Source organism: Methylobacterium sp. Leaf89 (genome assembly GCF_001422215.1).
Lineage (GTDB): Bacteria > Pseudomonadota > Alphaproteobacteria > Rhizobiales > Beijerinckiaceae > Methylobacterium.
Map to the genome: position 1 here is coordinate 888,602 of NZ_LMML01000028.1, position 18,444 is coordinate 907,045.

The 18,444-nt window shown below is 69.1% G+C and carries 18 protein-coding genes, 1 tRNA gene and 1 other RNA gene; 8 read left to right on the forward strand and 12 right to left on the reverse strand.

The window, feature by feature from the left end; all coding sequences use genetic code 11:
* Window position 1: 1 nt before the first annotated feature.
* Window positions 2–517: a peptide deformylase gene (locus ASF18_RS15380; RefSeq protein WP_056352718.1), complete on the reverse strand. Its 516-nt coding sequence runs from the start codon at window positions 515–517 to the stop codon at window positions 2–4.
* Between the two features lie 106 nt (window positions 518–623).
* Window positions 624–1,229 (reverse strand): recombination mediator RecR, encoded by a 606-nt coding sequence (recR, locus tag ASF18_RS15385; RefSeq protein ID WP_056215269.1) that lies wholly within the window; start codon window positions 1,227–1,229, stop codon window positions 624–626.
* A 426-nt stretch (window positions 1,230–1,655) separates the two neighbouring features.
* On the opposite strand from recR, the gene ASF18_RS15390 reads away from it, so the two are divergent.
* On the forward strand, window positions 1,656–3,272 hold the full coding sequence (locus tag ASF18_RS15390; protein WP_056352889.1) for a phosphoenolpyruvate carboxykinase: 1,617 nt from the start codon (window positions 1,656–1,658) through the stop codon (window positions 3,270–3,272).
* Between the two features lie 58 nt (window positions 3,273–3,330).
* Here ASF18_RS15390 and ASF18_RS15395 read toward each other — a convergent pair whose 3' ends face one another.
* From ASF18_RS15395 to ffs, 5 genes are all read right to left on the reverse strand, one after another.
* Window positions 3,331–3,663 carry a hypothetical protein gene (locus ASF18_RS15395; protein WP_056215272.1) on the reverse strand — a complete coding sequence of 111 codons (333 nt, stop codon included), beginning with the start codon at window positions 3,661–3,663 and terminating at the stop codon, window positions 3,331–3,333.
* Window positions 3,664–3,818: 155 nt separating this feature from the next.
* Entirely contained in the window at window positions 3,819–5,726 is a 1,908-nt protein-coding gene (locus tag ASF18_RS15400; protein WP_056352722.1) for a CHASE3 domain-containing protein, read from the reverse strand.
* A 113-nt stretch (window positions 5,727–5,839) separates the two neighbouring features.
* Window positions 5,840–6,160, reverse strand: a complete 321-nt coding sequence (locus ASF18_RS15405; protein WP_056215279.1) for a YbaB/EbfC family nucleoid-associated protein — start codon at window positions 6,158–6,160, stop codon at window positions 5,840–5,842.
* Between the two features lie 67 nt (window positions 6,161–6,227).
* Entirely contained in the window at window positions 6,228–8,114 is a 1,887-nt protein-coding gene (locus tag ASF18_RS15410) for a DNA polymerase III subunit gamma/tau (protein ID WP_056352724.1), read from the reverse strand.
* Between the two features lie 67 nt (window positions 8,115–8,181).
* Window positions 8,182–8,280, reverse strand: an RNA gene (gene ffs, locus ASF18_RS23110) — signal recognition particle sRNA small type.
* Window positions 8,281–8,515: 235 nt separating this feature from the next.
* On the opposite strand from ffs, the gene ASF18_RS15415 reads away from it, so the two are divergent.
* Entirely contained in the window at window positions 8,516–8,983 is a 468-nt protein-coding gene (locus tag ASF18_RS15415; protein ID WP_156649831.1) for a DUF5991 domain-containing protein, read from the forward strand.
* Window positions 8,984–9,030: 47 nt separating this feature from the next.
* Here the strand turns inward: ASF18_RS15415 and ASF18_RS15420 are convergent, their stop codons facing one another.
* On the reverse strand, window positions 9,031–9,294 hold the full coding sequence (locus ASF18_RS15420) for a PepSY domain-containing protein (RefSeq protein ID WP_156389713.1): 264 nt from the start codon (window positions 9,292–9,294) through the stop codon (window positions 9,031–9,033).
* Between the two features lie 163 nt (window positions 9,295–9,457).
* Here ASF18_RS15420 and ASF18_RS15425 point away from each other — a divergent pair, with 163 nt between their 5' ends.
* Window positions 9,458–10,993 (forward strand): YifB family Mg chelatase-like AAA ATPase, encoded by a 1,536-nt coding sequence (locus tag ASF18_RS15425; RefSeq protein WP_056352728.1) that lies wholly within the window; start codon window positions 9,458–9,460, stop codon window positions 10,991–10,993.
* A 90-nt stretch (window positions 10,994–11,083) separates the two neighbouring features.
* On the opposite strand, the gene scpA is transcribed toward ASF18_RS15425, so the two are convergent.
* Both scpA and ASF18_RS15435 read right to left on the reverse strand, forming a co-directional pair.
* Window positions 11,084–13,249, reverse strand: coding sequence for a methylmalonyl-CoA mutase (gene scpA / locus ASF18_RS15430; RefSeq protein WP_056352730.1), 2,166 nt, complete (start codon window positions 13,247–13,249; stop codon window positions 11,084–11,086).
* A 167-nt stretch (window positions 13,250–13,416) separates the two neighbouring features.
* On the reverse strand, window positions 13,417–14,325 hold the full coding sequence (locus ASF18_RS15435; RefSeq protein ID WP_056215295.1) for an N-formylglutamate amidohydrolase: 909 nt from the start codon (window positions 14,323–14,325) through the stop codon (window positions 13,417–13,419).
* 208 nt (window positions 14,326–14,533) lie between these two features.
* On the opposite strand from ASF18_RS15435, the gene ASF18_RS15440 reads away from it, so the two are divergent.
* The 4 genes from ASF18_RS15440 (at window position 14,534) to ASF18_RS15455 (ending at window position 16,615) form a co-directional block, all read left to right on the forward strand.
* Window positions 14,534–14,890, forward strand: coding sequence for a response regulator (locus ASF18_RS15440; RefSeq protein WP_003603128.1), 357 nt, complete (start codon window positions 14,534–14,536; stop codon window positions 14,888–14,890).
* Between the two features lie 94 nt (window positions 14,891–14,984).
* On the forward strand, window positions 14,985–15,242 hold the full coding sequence (gene grxC / locus ASF18_RS15445; RefSeq protein ID WP_056215299.1) for a glutaredoxin 3: 258 nt from the start codon (window positions 14,985–14,987) through the stop codon (window positions 15,240–15,242).
* Window positions 15,239–16,087, forward strand: a complete 849-nt coding sequence (locus ASF18_RS15450) for a carbon-nitrogen hydrolase family protein (protein WP_056352732.1) — start codon at window positions 15,239–15,241, stop codon at window positions 16,085–16,087. The genes grxC and ASF18_RS15450 overlap by 4 nt, the downstream gene beginning before the upstream one ends.
* A gap of 36 nt (window positions 16,088–16,123) precedes the next feature.
* Window positions 16,124–16,615, forward strand: a complete 492-nt coding sequence (locus tag ASF18_RS15455; protein WP_056352734.1) for a DUF1178 family protein — start codon at window positions 16,124–16,126, stop codon at window positions 16,613–16,615.
* A gap of 3 nt (window positions 16,616–16,618) precedes the next feature.
* Here ASF18_RS15455 and ASF18_RS15460 read toward each other — a convergent pair whose 3' ends face one another.
* Window positions 16,619–17,107 (reverse strand): disulfide bond formation protein B, encoded by a 489-nt coding sequence (locus ASF18_RS15460; protein ID WP_056352735.1) that lies wholly within the window; start codon window positions 17,105–17,107, stop codon window positions 16,619–16,621.
* A gap of 20 nt (window positions 17,108–17,127) precedes the next feature.
* Window positions 17,128–17,709 carry a YqaA family protein gene (locus ASF18_RS15465; RefSeq protein ID WP_056215313.1) on the reverse strand — a complete coding sequence of 194 codons (582 nt, stop codon included), beginning with the start codon at window positions 17,707–17,709 and terminating at the stop codon, window positions 17,128–17,130.
* A gap of 139 nt (window positions 17,710–17,848) precedes the next feature.
* Between ASF18_RS15465 and ASF18_RS15470 the strand changes: the two genes are divergently transcribed.
* Window positions 17,849–17,933 (forward strand) — tRNA-Leu (locus ASF18_RS15470).
* Window positions 17,934–18,444: the final 511 nt, after the last annotated feature.

The window sequence follows — 18,444 nt, forward strand, 5'->3', positions numbered from 1 at the left end:
CTCAGACGTCGCCGCGCTTGGCCGCCTTGGCGAATTTCTTCACCACCCGGTCACGCTTCAGCTTCGACAGATGGTCGATGAACAGCACTCCGTCGAGGTGATCGATCTCGTGCTGGATGCAGGTGGCCAGCAGGCCGTCGGCCTCGATCTCCTGTTCCGTGCCGTCGAGGTCGCGGAAGCGGACGCGCACGCGGTCGGGCCGCTCGACCTCCCCGTAGAATTCGGGGATCGACAGGCATCCCTCGTCGTAGATCCGCTTCTCCTCCGAGGCCCAGACGATCTCGGGGTTGAGGAAGACCTGCGGCTGGCGGTCGTTCTCGTCCTTCGAGGTGTCGATGGTGACGATGCGCTTCGGTACGCCGATCTGGATCGCCGCGAGGCCCACGCCGGGAGCGTCGTACATGGTCTCCAGCATGTCGGCGGCGAGCGTGCGGATCTCGTCGGTCACCGGGCCGACCGGCTCGGAGGCAAGGCGCAGGCGCGCGTCGGGCAGGATCACGAGGGGGCGGATGGTCATGGGGCGATCGGACTTGCAACGGGTGCGGGGCGGGCGGCGGCCTTGAGCCCCCGCAGATACGGGCGCGCCGGAGTCCGGTCAAATACCGGCTCCGCGTGGTCCGGAGTCAGAACGGGGTGCGGCTGCGGATCGCGGCGGTGAGGGTGCCCTCGTCGAGGTAGTCGAGTTCGCCCCCGACCGGGACGCCATGGGCGAGGCGGGTCACCTTGAGCCCATGCGCCTTCAGGGATTCCGTGACGTAATGGGCGGTCGTCTGCCCGTCGACGGTGGCGTTGAGGGCCAGGATGATCTCCCGCATGGCCGGGTCGGCGGCGCGGGCCACGAGGCTGTCGAGGTTGAGATGCTCGGGCCGTACGCCGTCGAGGGCCGAGAGCACGCCGCCGAGGACGTGGTAGCGGGCCGTCACCGCCCCCGAGCGCTCCAGGGCCCAGAGGTCCGAAACGTCCTCCACCACCACCAGGGTGGCCGGGTCGCGGCTCTCGTCGCAGCAGATCGTGCAGGGGTCGCGCGTATCGACGTTGCCACACGCTTGGCACACGACGATCCGCTCCGAGGCCACCCGCATCGCGTCCGCCAGCGGCGCCAGGAGCGTCTCGCGCTTCTTGATGAGCTGCAGGGCGGCGCGGCGGGCGGAGCGAGGCCCCAGACCCGGCATACGGGCCAGAAGCTGGATCAGGCGCTCGATCTCGGGACCGGCGACGGCTTGTGCCATGGACGCAAATTCTCGTGACGGTTGGGACACCCACGCGGCAGATTACGGAGCAGGCGGGCGGATGGGACGGTACGGCGGTGCCGAACGGGTGCGACCGGCTCTTCAGCCTCGTCCGAAATAGGGTTTCCGGCCCGAAATTTCGCCCCCCGGCGTCGCGAAAACGCGGCGAAAGAACCTGCCGCACTGGCCTGCTTCCAAGGAGACTTCGTCGTTCATCCGGTTCATGTAAGTCTTTTTGTTGGCCAACAAGCGGATTGACGGCAAATCGTCCGTCTCTATGCAGGAAGGGCGCGGCTTTCGAGCGGTGAACCTGCGCGCGGTGGACCTGACCAACCACGCGGACGCTCGAAAGCCGAACGACGTCGGAGAGCCGACGGCTCCCGGTAATGGGTGGCGACGCGATCAGGTGCCCGAGGAGAGATGAGCGTGACCAATATCGGCGAATTCAATGCAGCGCAGGGTTCCGAAGCCATCGGGCTGCGCAACCTGAAGGCGGTCCACTGGAACCTCGAGGTTCCCCGCCTCTACGAGGAAGCCCTGGCCCGCGGCGAGGGACAGCTCGCCCGCGGCGGCGCCTTCGTGGCCACCACCGGGTCCCACACCGGCCGCTCGCCCAAGGACAAGTTCGTGGTGCGCGACGCCGCCACGGAGAACGAGATCTGGTGGGACAACAACGGCGCGATCACGCCCGAGCAGTTCGAGACTCTGTACGCCGATTTCCTCGCCCATGCGGAGGGCCGTGAGCTGTTCGCGCAGGACCTGCGCGGCGGGGCCGACCCGTCGCACGGCGTCAATGCGCGGGTGTACACGGAGCTCGCCTGGCACTCCCTCTTCATCCGCAACCTGCTGATCCGGCCGGATCGCGCGTCCCTTGCGGACTACGTCCCCGAGTTGACGATCATCGACCTGCCGAGCTTTCAGGCCGAGCCGCACCGGCACGGCTGCCGCTCGAAGACGGTGATCGCCATCGACTTCGCGCGCAAGCTCGTCCTCATCGGCGGCTCGGCCTATGCCGGCGAGATGAAGAAATCGGTCTTCACGTACCTCAATTATGTGCTCCCCGGCGCTGGCGTGATGCCGATGCACTGCTCGGCCAACGCGGCCCTCGACGAAGCCGGCGACTCGGCCCTGTTCTTCGGCCTGTCGGGCACCGGCAAGACCACCCTCTCCAACGATTCCTCCCGCCAGCTCCTGGGCGACGACGAGCACGGCTGGAGCCAGGACGGCATCTTCAACTTCGAGGGCGGCTGCTACGCCAAGACCATCCGTCTCTCGCGCAACGCCGAGCCGGAGATCTACGCCACCACCGAGCGCTTCGGCACGGTGATGGAGAACGTGGTGATCGACCCGGAGACCCGGGTCCCGGATTTCGACGACGCCTCGCTCACCGAGAACACCCGCTGCGCCTACCCGCTCGACTTCATCGCCAATGCGAGCGCGACGGGACGCGCCGCGCACCCCAAGAACATCGTCATGCTCACCTGCGATGCCTTCGGCGTGATGCCGCCGATCGCTCGGCTGACCGGCGCCGAGGCGATGTACCACTTCCTCTCCGGCTACACCGCCAAGGTCGCCGGCACGGAGCGCGGGCTGACCGCACCGGAGGCGACGTTCTCGACCTGCTTCGGCGCGCCGTTCATGCCCCGCCACCCCAGCGTCTACGGCAACCTGCTGCGGGACCTCATCGCCCATCACGAGGTCGATTGCTGGCTCGTGAACACCGGCTGGACCGGGGGCGGCGTGGGCACCGGGCGCCGCATGCCGATCCGGGTCACCCGCCGCCTGCTCACGGCCGCCCTGGACGGCTCCCTGGCGCATGTCGAGTTCCGGCGCGATCCCTATTTCGGCTTCCGGGTTCCCGTCGCGGTACCGGGCGTCGAGACGGAGGTGCTGTCTCCGATCGAGACCTGGACCAACAAGGCGGCCTTCCACGAGACCGCGACGCGCCTCGTCACGATGTTCCAGGAGAACTTCAAGCGCTTCGCCGCCCACGTGGACGCGGAGGTCCGCGCCGCCGAGCCGGTGCTCTCCGCGGCCGCCTGAGCGCCGGCCATCCGGGGCACGGCGCGTCCGCGTCCCGGCACGGGGTCCGATGGGGGCGCTACGGTTTCGGGGTCGCTCCGCGCGCGGGATCCTCGTCGCACAGGACATCGTCGCACAGGACCTCGGGGGCATTCTCCCGCGCTTCGCGAAAGAGGACGCCGACTTCGTTCCCGCTGGACCAGATCGTCTGCGCCCGGTAGGCGGTGTCGCCCGGGTCGAGGAAGAGGTCGAAGCTGTCCGGGACCTCGACCTCCGTGCAGAAGGCGACGCGGGCCCCGATGGGCGACAGGTTTCGCACGAGGCAGGGCGTCGTCTCGGCCGATGCCCCGTCGAGGGCAACACGACCGGACAGATGCGTCAGGGCCCGAACGGCGTTGCGATGCTCATCCATGCCTGCAACAGACACGGGCATCCGTTAAGACAGCCCGACTCCGATCGGTGAAAAGCGGGGCTATCGGCCGTAGACCGGTTGATGGCGGAGCAGATCGTGTCTCGAACCACGGATTCGGCGCGCCGGAGTGCCGGACGGGGCCCGCGCGGGATGGCTCAGGCCGCCTCGCGCACCATCGCCTGGCGCACCTTGAGGGCCAGCTGCTCCAGGGTATAGGGCTTGGCCAGCAACTGTACGTCGGCGTCGACCAGCCCGTTATGCACGATGGCGTTGCGGGTATAGCCGGTCGTGAAGAGCACCGGCAGGTCGGGCCGGCGCTCGTGGACGGCCTGGGCGAGCTCGCGGCCGTTGACCTCCGGCATGACCACGTCGGTGAAGAGCAGCGCGATCTCGGGATGCGTGTCGAGCTTCTGCAGGGCGTCCTTGGCACCCTCCGCGTGGATCACGGTGTAACGCAGGTCGCGCAGGGCCGCGACGGCGAGGTCGCGCACCCCGTCCTCGTCCTCGACGACCAGGATCACCTCCCGGGCCGAGCCCTCCGGGAGCATCGTCGGCGTGACCCGCGCCATCTCGGCGGCGTCGCCGAGATGGCGCGGCAGGTAGAGCCGGACCGTCGTTCCCCGCCCGGGTTCGGAATAGATCGCCACGTGGCCGCCGGACTGGCGGACGAAGCCGTAGACCTGGCTGAGACCGAGCCCGGTGCCCTGTCCGACGGGTTTCGTCGTGAAGAACGGATCGAACGCCTTGGCGGCGACGTCGGGCGGCATGCCGCCGCCGCTGTCGGTGAGGGCGACAAGGACGTATGGGCCGGCCGGAACGCCGGGATTCCGGGCGGCATAGGCATCGTCGAGATGGACGTTGTCGGTCTCGATGACGAGTCGGCCACCCTTCGGCATCGCGTCGCGGGCGTTCACCGCGAGGTTGAGAATCGCGTTCTCCAACTGGTTGGCATCGGCCTTCGTGGTCCAGAGGTCGGGGGCCGCCACGGTCTCGATCCGGATGGATTCGCCCAGGCTGCGGCGCAGCAGGTCGGACATCGCGGCAATGAGGCGGTTGCAGGCGATGGCCTCCGGGGCGAGGGGCTGCTTGCGGGCGAAGGCGAGCAGCCGATGCGTGAGGGTCGCTGCCCGGTCTGCGGCCTTGAGGGCCTGCTCGGCGTAGCGCTCCACCGCCCGCTCTCCGCGTTCCAGGCGTCGCTTGAGGAGGCTAAGATTGCCGATGACGATCGCCAGCATGTTGTTGAAGTCGTGCGCGAGGCCGCCGGTGAGCTGCCCGAGGGCTTCCATCTTCTGGGATTGGCGCAGCCGATCCTCCAGCATGTCGCGGGTGGCGGCGGCCTCGATCAGGGACGCGTTCGCCTCCTGCAGGGCCGCGTGGGCGCGAAGGGTCCGCTGATGGCGCCGGCTCGCGTCGATCACCACGTACGCGCCGAGGAGGACGATCAGGACCACGGCCGCCGCGACGGCGAGCTGCACTTGGCGGGCAGCCTCGCCCGCCTGTTCCTGTCGACTGATCAGGCGGCGATAATTGTCGGCCTGCGCCTCACCGAAGAGCGAGCGGATCTCGTCCATGAGGTGCTTGCCCTCGCCGGAGCGCATGCGCGCCAGGGCCGCTTCCACCTGGCCGGTGCGGCGCAGGGCGACGGTCTCGCGCATCTCCCCGAGCTTGGCCCCGGCGGCGCGGCTGAGCCGGGCGATGATCGCCGACATGCCCGGATTGCGTGCAACGGCTTCCGCGATGGTGGACAGGCGGCCGGGCGTCCTCGCGCCGGCTTCCTCGTAGAGCTTGAGGTAGGTCTCGTCGCCCGAGAGGAGAAACCCGCGCTGTCCCGATTCCGCATCCTGGAGGCCGGAATACAGGGTGAAGATGGCGTCCCGGATGCGGACGCTGCGGCGCAGTTCGGCTCGGTTCGCATCCTGCTCCGCAACCAGATTGCCTGTCGCAGCAGCTGTCGCGATCAGCAGTAGAAATCCGATGATGAGAGGCGCAATTTCCCTGAAGCGTCCAGGTACAGCCTTGGGCTGTATCGGCGTAGCCCGAGGAAGATGCGCATCAAAGTTCATGATCCAGCCGGCGGGAGAACGTTGGAGCCCCAACGTTCCACTCCGACCAGCCTATGGCAACGCTTCGGCGACCAAATTGTGATCGATGTTGCCGAATTGCCGGGTTGACGGTCTTAGAACAACTTCATGCCCGGGGGGATCGGCAGGCCCTTGGTGAGTTCGGCCATCCGCTCGGCTGCAACCTGTTCGGCCTTGCCGCGGGCATCGTTGACCGCCGCAACGATGAGGTCCTCCAGGATCTCGCGCTCGTCGGCCACGAGCATGGCGGGGTCGATCTGTACACCCTTCACGAGGCCTTTGGCCGTCATCGTCACGCGGACGGCGCCCCCGCCCGACGCACCCGACACCTCGACGGTGTCGAGTTCGTCCTGCAGGGAGGCCATTTTCTCCTGCATCGCCTGGGCCTGCTTCATGATGCCCATGAGGTCGCGCATCGGGTCTGCCCTCTCTGTCGTTCCGGAACCGGGATGGATCACATCTGGGGCGCCACGGCCCCGGAGGCTATGTCTCGTCGTCGGGCTCGTCGGTCTCGGCCTCGCCGGTAGGCGCGGCCTCGATCGCCGGCGATCCCTCGGGCGCCTTGTCGCGCACGTCGACGATCTGCGCTCCGGGAAACCGGGCCAGGACCTCGCGGACCAGGGGATGGGCGGCGGCGTTCTGGTGGCGGGTCTCGGTGGCGGCGCGCGCAGTGGCGTCGAGGGTCGGCTCGCCGGCCTCCTTCGACAGGGCGACGATCCAGCGCCGGCCGGTCCAGGCGTCCAGGGCGCGGGCGAGGTCGTTGGCGATGCTCTGGCGCCCCCCGTCGGCGAGGCGGAACTCGATGCGCCCCTCCTCGAAGCGCACGAGGTGGACTTCGCGCTCCAGGGCCATCTTCAGGCCGATGTCGCGCTTGGCATCGGCCAGGGCGACAACGTCGGTGAACCGGAGGAGGCGCGGCCCTTCGGGCTGCGGCGCGGGAGCCGGGCTCGCGAGGGCGGGGCGCGACCCGCCGCCATTGGCCGCCATGGTCAGGGCCGGGCGCGGCGGCGGCGCCTCCCCTGAAAAGGTCGGGATCGGTGGCAGGGCCGGGCGGCCCTCGGCCATCGCGGGGCCCGGCGACGGCGACGGGGACTGGGCGAGTGCCTGGGCCGCGGCACCGGAGGCCGCCGCGGGGCCCGTCAGGGCCTGGGCCTTCATCTGGCGCAGGGCCTCGTCCGGGGTCGGCAGGTCGGCCGCGTAGGCGAGACGCACCAGGGCCATCTCGGCCGCCGCCAGCGGGCGGGTCGCCGTCTGCACCTCGGGGATCGCCTTCAGGAGGATCTGCCAGGCCCGCGACAGCACGCGGACCGAGAGTGTCTTCGCGAACGCGCTCCCCCGCGACCGCTCCGCTTCGCTCAGGGTCGGATCGGCGGCAGCCTCGTCCGGCACCAGCTTCAGGCGGGTGACGAGGTGGGTGAAGCTCGCGAGGTCGGACAGGATCACGGCCGGGTCTGCGCCGGCCTCGTACTGCCCGCGCACCTCCGCGAAGGAGGCCGGAATGTCGCCGCGCATCACCGCCTCGAACAGGTCGACGATGCGCCCGCGATCGGCCAGCCCCAGCATGTCGCGCACGCTCTGGGCGCTGACGAGGCCGGCCCCGTGGGCGATCGCCTGGTCGAGGAGCGAGAGCGCGTCGCGCACGGAGCCCTCGGCCGCCCGGGTGATCGCCGCCAGCGCCTCCGCGTCGGCCTCGACGGATTCGGCGGCGCAGATCCAGGCGAGGTGCCCGACCAGGGTTTCGGCCTCGACGCGGCGCAGGTCGAAGCGCTGGCACCGGGACAGGATGGTCACCGGCACCTTGCGGATCTCGGTGGTGGCGAAGACGAACTTGGCGTGCGGCGGTGGCTCCTCCAGGGTCTTCAGGAAGGCGTTGAACGCCTTCTCCGAAAGCATGTGGACCTCGTCGACGATGTAGACCTTGTAGCGGGCCGAGACCGGCGAATAGCGGATGCCGTCGATGATGCCGCGCACGTCGTCGATGCCGGTATGCGAGGCGGCATCCATCTCCAGCACGTCCATGTGCCGGGATTCCATGATGGCCTGGCAGTGCCGGCCGAGCTCCGGCATCGCGATGGTGGGGCCGGTATCGGGATGGCCGTCGCGGATGTAGTTCAGGCCGCGGGCGAGGATTCGGGCGGTGGTGGTCTTGCCGACGCCGCGCACGCCGGTGAGCATCCAGGCCTGGGGGATGCGGTTGGCCGCGAAGGCATTGGCCAGAGTCCGCACCATGGCGCCCTGGCCGATCAGGTCGTCGAAGTTCTGGGGCCGGTACTTGCGCGCCAGCACCCGATAGGGCGTGGCGGCCGGGGTCGGCTCGGGAAGGCCGGGCAGGAGCCCGGCATCGCTCAGAGGACCGGAGGTCGCGTCCATGCCGCCTTGCTGGGTTGGTGCGGCTCCGGTCGGAGGGTGCCGCCACGCGAGCCCGAGGCATCGATCGAGGTGGGAGGCTGGACGAAGACCCGCTCGGTCTCGTTAGGGCTGCTTCCTTCCGGACCTGACCCGGTTGGCGAGTGAAACGTCCCTCGCCAACCTCCCAAGGGCTATATGGCCGCCGCGCGCGACGGATGCAAGCGGACTCCGGGTATTCCAAGCGGACTCCGGGGTATTCCAAGCGATCTCTGGGTATCCAAGCGGACTTCGCGCCTCGGAGGGCGACTCCCGACAGGCCGGTGCGGGCAGGGCGGGGAAGGCGGCCGCGGTATGCCCGCAAATCGCCCGATCCCTGCGCCAACTTCCGCGTCCTGTCCTGATCGATGACGAGGGAGATGCCGATGACGCGGCGGTTCGGCTTGAGACTGATGGTGTCCACCGGCCTCGTGGCGGGCCTGATGGCTGCATCCGCCGCGCCCGAGGTGCCGGGAGCTTGGGCTGGGCGCTATCTCTACGAGCACGACGGCGGGCGCACCGTCGGCGGGTCGCCGATCGTCGTCACCTACGACCTCGACATCGCTCCGGGACGCGCCAACCGGGACTGCCTGCTTCGGATCGAGGGCTTCCAGACCGACGAGACCATCGTCTGCAAGGCGAGCGGTACGGACGAGCGCTTGTCCGTCGCCTTCCACACCTTCGGCGATGGACGGACGGTCAACGCCTACGGCACGCGGCTCTACGATGTCGGAACAAATCTGTTCGAGATGCGCCGGGGCGGCGATATCGTCCTGACTAAGTGGCGGGCGCTCAATCCGAGCGGTGCCGGCTCGGCCGCGCCGGCCGGCACCTACTTCACCCGCAAGGGCTGAACGCCGGAGCAATGCTCCGGCGAAAGGTCACTGCGGAGTGCGCGGGACTATTCGGCCTTGCGCTTCACGATGGCGAAGGTCTTGGGGTCGAGCTCTAGGTCGAACTGCTTTCCGTTGGCGTCGATGGCGTCGTCGACCTCGATCTCGTCGTCCTCGACCTCGATCTTCTTCCACTTGGTGAAGCCTTCCTGCTTCAGGACGGCCTCGATCTTGGTCTGCTCCTCCGGGGTCGGCTTCCGGTCGGCGAAGGCGGAGCCGGTGAAGGCGAGGCCGAGGGCGAGGGCGGCGAGGCCCGTGAGCTTGATCGACATGGTGTCTCCCTGCTGTGTCGAGGAATGTTTCTGACCTCCATCGAACCATTCAGCCCCGATGAGGTTCCTCTCGACGTCGCGCGATGGCTGCGCCCAGAGGTTGTATCCGGGGGCGCCGCCCCCTAGGGTCGCCGGATCTTTCCGCCCCGAAGGTCGATCCAGCATGGTCACGCGCGTCGCCACCGTGGCGTTCGAGGGCATCGAGGCGCGGGCCGTCGATGTCCAGGTTCAGATCGCCCCCGGCATCGTCGCCTTCACGGTGGTGGGCCTCGCCGACAAGGCGGTGGCGGAATCCCGGGAACGCGTGCGGTCGGCCCTGATCGCCTCCGGCCTCGCCCTTCCGGCCAAGCGCATCACCGTCAATCTCGCCCCGGCCGACTTGCCGAAGGAGGGCTCGCACTACGACCTGCCGATCGCACTGGCGGTGATGGGCGCCATGGGCGCCCTGCCGGCGGATGCGCTCGCGGGCTACTGCGTTCTCGGCGAACTCGCCCTCGACGGCACGATCACGGCGGTGTCCGGTGTGCTGCCCGCCGCCATGGCCGCCAGCGCCCTCGGCCTCGGCCTGATCTGCCCGGCCGCGACGGGGCCGGAGGCCGCTTGGGCCGGCGGCGACCTCGACGTGCTGGCGCCGCGCTCGCTCATCCAGCTCGCCAACCACTTCAAGGGTACCCAGGTCATGGCCCGGCCCGAGCCTGCGGTGGCCGCGCCGGGCGCTGCCCTGCCGGATCTGCGTGACATCAAGGGTCAGGAGGGCGCCAAGCGCGCCTTGGAGATCGCGGCGGCCGGCGGTCACAACCTCCTGATGAACGGGCCCCCGGGGGCGGGCAAGTCGATGCTCGCCGCGCGGCTGCCCTCGATCCTGCCGCCACTGGCACCGCGGGAGCTCCTCGAAGTCTCGATGATCCAGTCGGTGGCGGGCGAACTGAAGGGCGGAGCCCTTTCGAACCGGCGCCCGTTCCGGCAGCCGCACCATTCCGCCTCCATGGCGGCCCTGGTCGGCGGTGGCATCAACGCCCGTCCGGGCGAGGCCTCGCTGGCCCATGGCGGCGTGCTGTTCCTCGACGAATTGCCTGAGTTCACGCCCCAGGTCCTCGATTCCCTGCGCCAGCCGATGGAAACCGGGACGATCATGATCGCGCGGGCCAACCACCGGGTGACCTACCCGGCGCGCTTCCAGCTCGTCGCCGCGATGAACCCCTGTCGGTGCGGTCAGGCGCTGGAGCCGGGCTACGCCTGCCGCCGGGGGCCGAACGAGCGCTGCGTCGCCCAGTACGGCGCCCGCATCTCCGGGCCGCTCCTCGATCGGATTGACCTGCGCATCGAGGTCGGGGCGGTCACGGCCGCCGACCTGATCCTGCCGCCGCCCCTGGAGGGCTCGGCCGAGATGGCGGCGCGTGTGGCGGCCGCCCGCGCGCTGCAGTCCGCGCGCTACGCCGCCTACGACCCGGACGCCACGTTCACCAACGCCACCTGCCCGCCGCCGGTGATCGAGGCCGTGGCGGCGCCGGACCAGGAGGGGGCCGCTTTGATCCGTTCGGCCGCCGAGACCATGCGGCTCTCAGCGCGCGGCTTCCATAGGACCCTGCGCGTGGCCCGCACCCTGGCCGACCTCGACGGTGAGGCCCGGGTCCGCCGCATCCACCTCGCCGAGGCCCTGTCCTATCGCGGACGATCGGACCAGCCAGCAGCGGCATGACGGCGCCCGGAGCCCCTGTCCGGTCGCGGTCGAGCCCCCGGAGGCCTGGGCGCAGGCGCCGGGCGGCGGTGGTGCGCTCGACCCGATGCCTTATTCGGCGGCTTGGCGCGCGGCGTAGCCGAGGCGCCCGTTCAATTCCTCGATCAGCTTCACGGCGGCCTCCGCGATGACGGTGCCGGGCGGAAAGATCGCCGAGGCGCCGGCGGCGTAGAGGGCGTCGTAGTCGCCGGGCGGGATGACGCCGCCGATGACGATCATCACGTCGCCGCGGCCTTGCTCGGTGAGCGCGGCCTTCAGTTCCGGCACCAGAGTCAGGTGACCGGCGGCCAGCGACGACACGCCGACGATGTGGACGTCGTTCTCCACCGCCTGCCGGGCGGCCTCCGCGGGTGTCGCGAAGAGTGGCCCGATATCCACGTCGAAACCGAGATCGGCGAAGGCGGAGGCGATCACCTTCTGGCCGCGGTCGTGTCCGTCCTGGCCCATCTTGGCGACGAGGATGCGCGGGCGGCGCCCGTCGTTTTCCTCGAAGGTCTCCACGAGCTTGCGAACGGTCTCGACCACCGGCGACATGCCACCCACCTCCCGCTTGTAGACGCCCGAGATCGAGCGGATCTCAGCCCGGTGACGGCCCCAGGCCGTCTCCAGGGCGTCCGAGATCTCGCCCACCGTGGCCTTGGCCCGCGCCGCGTTCACGGCGAGTTCGAGGAGGTTGCCCGTCCCCCGCGCCGCTGCCGTCAGGGCCGCCAGGGCCGCGTCGACCTCCGCCTGGTTGCGCTCGGCCCGGAGCCGTTTCAGCTTGTCGATCTGAAGGGTTCGGACATTGCCGTTGTCGACGCGCATGAGCTCGATGGCACGGTCGTCGTCAGGCTTGAACTTGTTCACGCCCACGATGGTCTGGCGGCCGGAATCGATCCGAGCCTGGGCTCGGGCGGCCGCCTCCTCGATGCGCAATTTCGGAATGCCGGCCTCGATGGCCTTGGCCATGCCCCCCAGCTCATCGACTTCGCGCAGGTGCTCCCAGGCGCGGGCGACGATGTCCTGTGTCAGCTTCTCGACGTAGTAGGAGCCGCCCCACGGATCGACGATGCGCGTGGTGCCGCTCTCCTGCTGCAGGAAGAGCTGGGTGTTGCGGGCGATGCGGGCCGAGAAGTCGGTGGGCAGCGCCAGCGCCTCGTCCAGCGCGTTGGTGTGCAGGGACTGGGTGCCCCCTTGCGTCGCTGCCATCGCCTCGATGCAGGTTCGGGTGACGTTGTTGAAGACGTCCTGCGCGGTCAGCGACCAGCCCGAGGTCTGGCTGTGGGTGCGCAGGGGCAGCGACTTGTCGCTCTGCGGCTCGAACTCCTTGACGAGCTTGGCCCAGATCAGGCGCGCGGCCCGCATCTTGGCGATCTCCATGAAGAAGTTCGTCGAGATCGCCCAGAAGAACGACAGACGTGGAGCGAACTGGTCGATGGTCAGCCCGGCGGCGAGGCCCGCCTTGATGTACTCGACACCATCGGCCAGCGTGTAGGCGAGCTCGAGGTCGTTCGTCGCCCCGGCCTCCTGCATGTGATAGCCGGAAATCGAGATGGAGTTGAACTTCGGCATGTTCTTCGAGGTGTAGGCGAAGATGTCGCCGATGATCCGCATCGAACCCGCCGGCGGGTAGATGTAGGTGTTGCGGACCATGAACTCCTTGAGGATGTCGTTCTGGATCGTGCCGGCGAGCTTTTCCGGCGGGACGCCCTGCTCCTCGGCCGCGACGATGTAGAGGGCCAGGATCGGCAGCACCGCGCCGTTCATCGTCATCGAGACGGTCATCTCGTCGAGCGGGATGCCTGAGAACAGCGTCCGCATGTCGTAGATCGAATCGATCGCCACACCGGCCATGCCCACATCGCCCGAGACGCGCGGATGGTCGGAATCGTAGCCCCGGTGGGTTGCGAGGTCGAAGGCCACCGACAGGCCCTTCTGCCCGGCGGCGAGGTTGCGCCGGTAGAACGCGTTCGAATCCTCTGCCGTGGAGAAGCCGGCATATTGCCGGATCGTCCAGGGCTGGGTCACGTACATCGTCGGGTAGGGGCCGCGGAGGTAGGGCGCCACGCCCGGATAGGTGTCGAGGAACTCGATGCCTTCGCGATCCTCGGGGCCGTAGACGCCCTTCACCGGAATGCCCTCGGGCGTCATCCAGGGCTCGCCCGTGGGCGGCACCGGAGCCGGCACGGCATCGGCCGCGTAGGGAACGGTCGCGAAGTCTGGGATGCGAGACGTCATGGGCTCTGGCTCGTGCGGCGGCGGCGTCCCGGCATTATAGGTACGCGCGCAATCTGGGCTACTCCTAACCGGACTTCGCCCGGATGGGGGCGGCAAAACCGTCACTTTCGCGCAAGCGGCCGGCAAATCTTTTCGGGCCGCTGCCAAAACTTTCTTGTCGGACGGCCCTACTCGGCGGCCATCCGTGAGGGGGCAAGACCCTGGACCTCGGCGGCGACGGCCGCCACGACGCTGCGCAGGTGCCAGACCAATTCCGAGAAGCCCGGCGTGATCGCGAGGCTCGCCTCGTTCATGTAGAGGCCCCGATTGATCTCGATCTGCAGCGCGTGGCGCTCGACGTTCGGCTCGCCGTAGTGCTCGGTGATGAAGCCGCCCGCGTAGGGCTTGTTGCGCAGAACGCGGTAGCCGCGGGCGCGCAGGTGGTGCTCGAAGGCGTCGATCAGGATCGGCGCGCAGGCGGTGCCGAAACGGTCGCCCAGGATGATGTCGGCCCGCGCCGCTTCGTCGCGCCCGAGGCTCGACGACGGCATCGAGTGGCAGTCGATCAGGATGGCGTGCCCGAACTGGCGCGCCGTGCGCTGGATCAGGCTGCGGAGCGCGCGATGATAAGGCTTGTACAGGGCCTCGATCCGCTCGACCGCGGCCGCCACCGGCAGACGTCCGCGATAGATCTCCTGCCCGTCGGCCACGAGGCGCGGGATGGTGCCGAGGCCGCCCGCCACCCGCATGGAGCGGGTGTTGGCGAAGGCCGGCAGGCGTCCGTCGAACATGCGCGGGTCGAGTTCGTAGGGCTCGCGGTTCACGTCGAGGAAGGCCCGCGGGAAATGCGCCCGCATGAGGGGCGCCCCGAGATCGACCACCGGGGCGAACAGCCGGTCCACGTGCGCGTCTTCCGAGCGCCGCAGCGCGAGCCCGTCGAGGCGCGAGGCGGCCAGGAAGGCCGGCGGGTAGACGGTGCCGGAATGCGGCGTGTTGAAGACGAAGGGGAGGGTATGCGCCGTCGGCTCGTCCACCGTGAAGGGCGGATCGAAGGCTGCCGCCCCGGACGCTTCGGGGGTCTGGAACGGCTCTGTCATCGCGGCGCGGGCGCCTCGGTGCGGACGGGACAACGCATCGCCCCACTTTGCGGGTTGCCGACTTGCCTGTCCAGCAGGACGGGCGTGCCGCGAGGCCGCCGCTCGTGCCGTTGGACACCCCCGCCCCGACGGGTCGGCAACGTTCTGTTTACCAAGCCGGTGCTTTGTGGAAAGAACACGTCGAATCAAAGGTACGGGACGCTGCTCGATGAAGATCCTCCTGGCGGAAGACGACAACGACATGCGCCGCTTCCTGGCCAAGGCGCTGCAGAACGCCGGCTACGACGTGCTGTCGTTCGACAATGGGCTGTCGGCCTACAATCGCCTGCGCGAGGAGCCCTTCGAGCTGCTCCTCACCGACATCGTGATGCCCGAGATGGATGGGATCGAGCTGGCGCGCCGCGCCACCGAACTGGACCCGGACATCAAGGTGATGTTCATCACGGGCTTCGCCGCCGTGGCTCTGAACCCGGATTCGAAGGCCCCCAAGGACGCCAAGGTCCTGTCGAAGCCCTTCCACCTGCGCGATCTCGTCAACGAGGTCGAGAAGCTGCTGGCCGCCTGAGCGTAACCGCCGACACCCCCACTTAATCGAGGCAGTAGGAAGAGCCTGCCTGCTCGCCTATATGCTGTACGGATTGGGGTGGGGCGTTTCGACGATGAAGCCGGTCACGATCTATACAACCGCGTGGTGCCCGTACTGCTCGGCGGCCAAGAGCCTGCTGCGCGACAAGGGCATCGCGTTCACCGAGATCGACGTCGAGCGGACATCCGGCTCGCGCACCACCATGGTTCAGCGCGCCGGGGGCCGCACGAGCGTGCCGCAGATCTTCGTCGGCGACACCCATGTGGGTGGCTGCGACGACCTCTATGCCCTGAACGGCGCCGGCAAGCTCGACGCCCTGGTGGCCGCATGAGCGACGCGCCGAAATTCACGGCCGCCTGCGTGCAGATGCGCTCGGGCCGCGAGCTCCTCGCCAACCGCGACGCCGCGGTGGCCCTGGTCCGCGAGGCCGCGGATGCCGGTGCGCACTACGTCCAGACCCCCGAGATGACCTCCCTGGTGGAGCGCAGCAAGGCGAGCCTGTTCGAGAAGGTCACGGCCCAGGACGACGACCCGACGCTGGCGGCCCTGCGCGACGTCGCCCGCGCGCGCGGCATCGTGATTCAGATCGGGTCACTCGCCGTGCGCAACGGCGACAAGGTCGCCAACCGCGCCTTCCTGATCGATGCGGAGGGGGCGATCACCGCCTCCTACGACAAGCTCCATCTCTACGATGTCGACCTGCCCAACGGCGAGCGCTGGCGTGAATCCGCGACCTATACGGGGGGCGCCTGCGCCGTCGTCGCGGACACGCCCTGGGCGGCCATCGGCCTCGCCATCTGCTACGACATCCGCTTCCCGGCCCTGTACCGGGCCCTGGCGGAGGCGGGCGCCACCGTCCTGACGGCGCCGGCCTGCTTCACCAAGCAGACGGGGGAGGCGCATTGGCACGTGCTGCATCGGGCCCGCGCCATCGAGACCGGTTCGTTCATGATCTCGGCGGCCCAGGGGGGGCACCACGAGGACGGGCGCGACACCTACGGCCATTCCCTCATCGTCGATCCCTGGGGCCGGATCCTGGCCGACGCCGACGGGGCCGAGCCGGGGGTGATCCTCGCCGAGATCGACCTCGCCCGCGTGGCCGATGCCCGCGCCCGCATTCCGACCCTGCAGCATGCCCGCCCCTTCACGATCGAGCGGGTGGGGCGCCCTTCCTGACGCCGCTCGCACACGTCTTCCGAAAACCGTGACCCGATGATCCGCTATACCCTCGTCTGCGAGGCCCAGCACGGCTTCGAGAGTTGGTTTCCCTCGAGCGATTCCTTCGATGCGCAGGCGGCGCGCGGACTCGTCTCCTGCCCGGTCTGCGGCTCGGTCCAGGTCGGCAAGAGCATGATGGCGCCCTCGGTCGTCCGAACGGATCGCGGTTCCCGCACCCCACCGGCCCCGGCGGGGCTCTCCTCGGAGGCGGGCTCGATCCCCGCGGCACCGCACACAACGCCGCAACTGGCGCTCACCGAACCCGAGCAGCGCCTGCGCGCCCTGAGGCGGGCCATGCGCGAGGCGGTGACGCGGAACGCCGACGATGTCGGAACGCGCTTCCCGGAGGAGGCCCGGCGGATCCACTACGGGGAGACCGAGACCCGAGCGATCTACGGCGAGGCCAGTTTGGACGAGGCGCGCGCCCTCGTGGACGAGGGCATCGCAGTGGCGCCCCTGCCGCCGGCCTCCGACGACCGGCATTGAGTCTCAGCGCTTCAGCGCGGCGGTTCCGGCTACCGACGCCAGGGCGAAGGCGATGAGCGCGTTCCAGCCTGCGAGAGAGATCCCGGCCAGGCGCCAGGCCGCCGTGGAACAGTCGGCCACGCGCGTGCTCTGGAGTGCGTTCAGGAAATCGCCGACGTCGGACGGATTGGCGCCCGCGCCGCCCCCGCAATCGGTGGGTCCGGCCCAGAGGCTCCACTCCGCCCCGGCGTGATAGACGCTGAGTCCGGCCCCGTAGAGAAGGCCCAGGGCGGCGAGGCCGAGGACGAGGCGGGTGGCCCGGGCGGGCAGGACAAGGCCCAGGAGCGCCAACGGAATCGCCGCGTAGTAGGGAATCCTCTCCTGCAGGCAGAGTTTGCACGGCACGTAGCCGAGCCCCCACTGAAAGTACCAGGCGCCCGCGAGCGTCAGCACGGATCCGACGAGCAGGAGGAGGGCGGCGCGGCGCAGGCGCAGGAGCGAGGCGTAATCCATCTCTCTAAGGTCACCTTGGTCTAGAGCAACACCTTGAACAGCACGAAGCCGAGGATGATCACGGCGACGGAGATCGCCGCCACCACGTTGAGGTGGCGGTCGAGCACCCCCCGGATCTGAACGCCGTAGCGGCCCAGAAGTCCCGCCAGGATGAAGAACCGGGCGCCCCGCGTCAGCAGCGACAGCACCACGAACCAGAACAGGTCGTAATGGGCGAAGCCCGAGGTGATGGTCACGAGCTTGAAGGGGATCGGCGTCAGGCCCTTCAGCAGGATCACCCAGTGTCCGTACTCTGCGTAGGAGGCCTGGAAGGTGGCGGCCTTGTCGGACAGGCCGTAGACCCGAAACACCCACTGGCCGATGGAATCGAACAGCAGGGCGCCGATTGCGTACCCGACGAGGCCGCCCGCCACCGAAGCCAGGGTGGTGATGAGGGCGTAGAACCAGACCCGATCCGGCCGGCTCACCGCCATCGGCACCAGCATCACGTCCGGCGGCACCGGGAAAAACGAGCTCTCGGCAAAGGCCACCGCGCCGAGGGCGTAGGGTGCGGAGGGCTTGCCCGCGAGCGCGAGGATCCACTCGTAGAGGCGACGGATCATAAAGGGGTCCGAGAGGGCTGGAGGGGATGGGCGGCGCCCTTTGACCATACGGCGCCGCCCCTGGCGAGCGCTCGCAGACCGCACTGCGAAGAAAACACCACTGGCCGAAACCGGTAAGGTGTGCGATGACGCGACCGCTGCGGGCGTGGTGGAACTGGTAGACGCGCCGGACTCAAAATCCGGTTCCGCAAGGAGTGTCGGTTCGATTCCGACCGCCCGCACCACCCGGCGCCTTCGGCAGCCTCGATTTCGCCCAGGCCGTCTTGATCCGCCTCACCTCGGCCGACGGCCCCCGAAAAGGGCGCGATCGACGACCTCGCCCTGGCGACTCTCGGCAGAAACCTGCTCTGGCCTGCCTGAGCTTGCGTGGACAGCCGAGAGCCAGTCCAGCCCCTGGTATAATCTAGACGGATGGTCCGGTCGGCTCCGACTGCTCGCGGACCCGTGATACGAGGGCGATCCGACCGAGTGCGGTCGACACGCGCCTCGCAGAGCTCGGATCTCGATGCCGGTGGACCGGAGCAGACCTCCGGCGCGAGTGCACCGCAGGTCTGTCTTTCTTTCGGGTGTCGTCTTCAGGCGACGAGCAACACGTCGCGTCCCAGACCCGCAACGAGGTCGAGGGCGGTCACGCCGGCGAGCTGGAAGGTCTCGCTCAGCCCGCCATGGGCCGCATCCGCCGTGATCGTGTAGAGGTCCGTGCCCGTCATGTGGCTCAGCGTGGCGCCCGTGCCG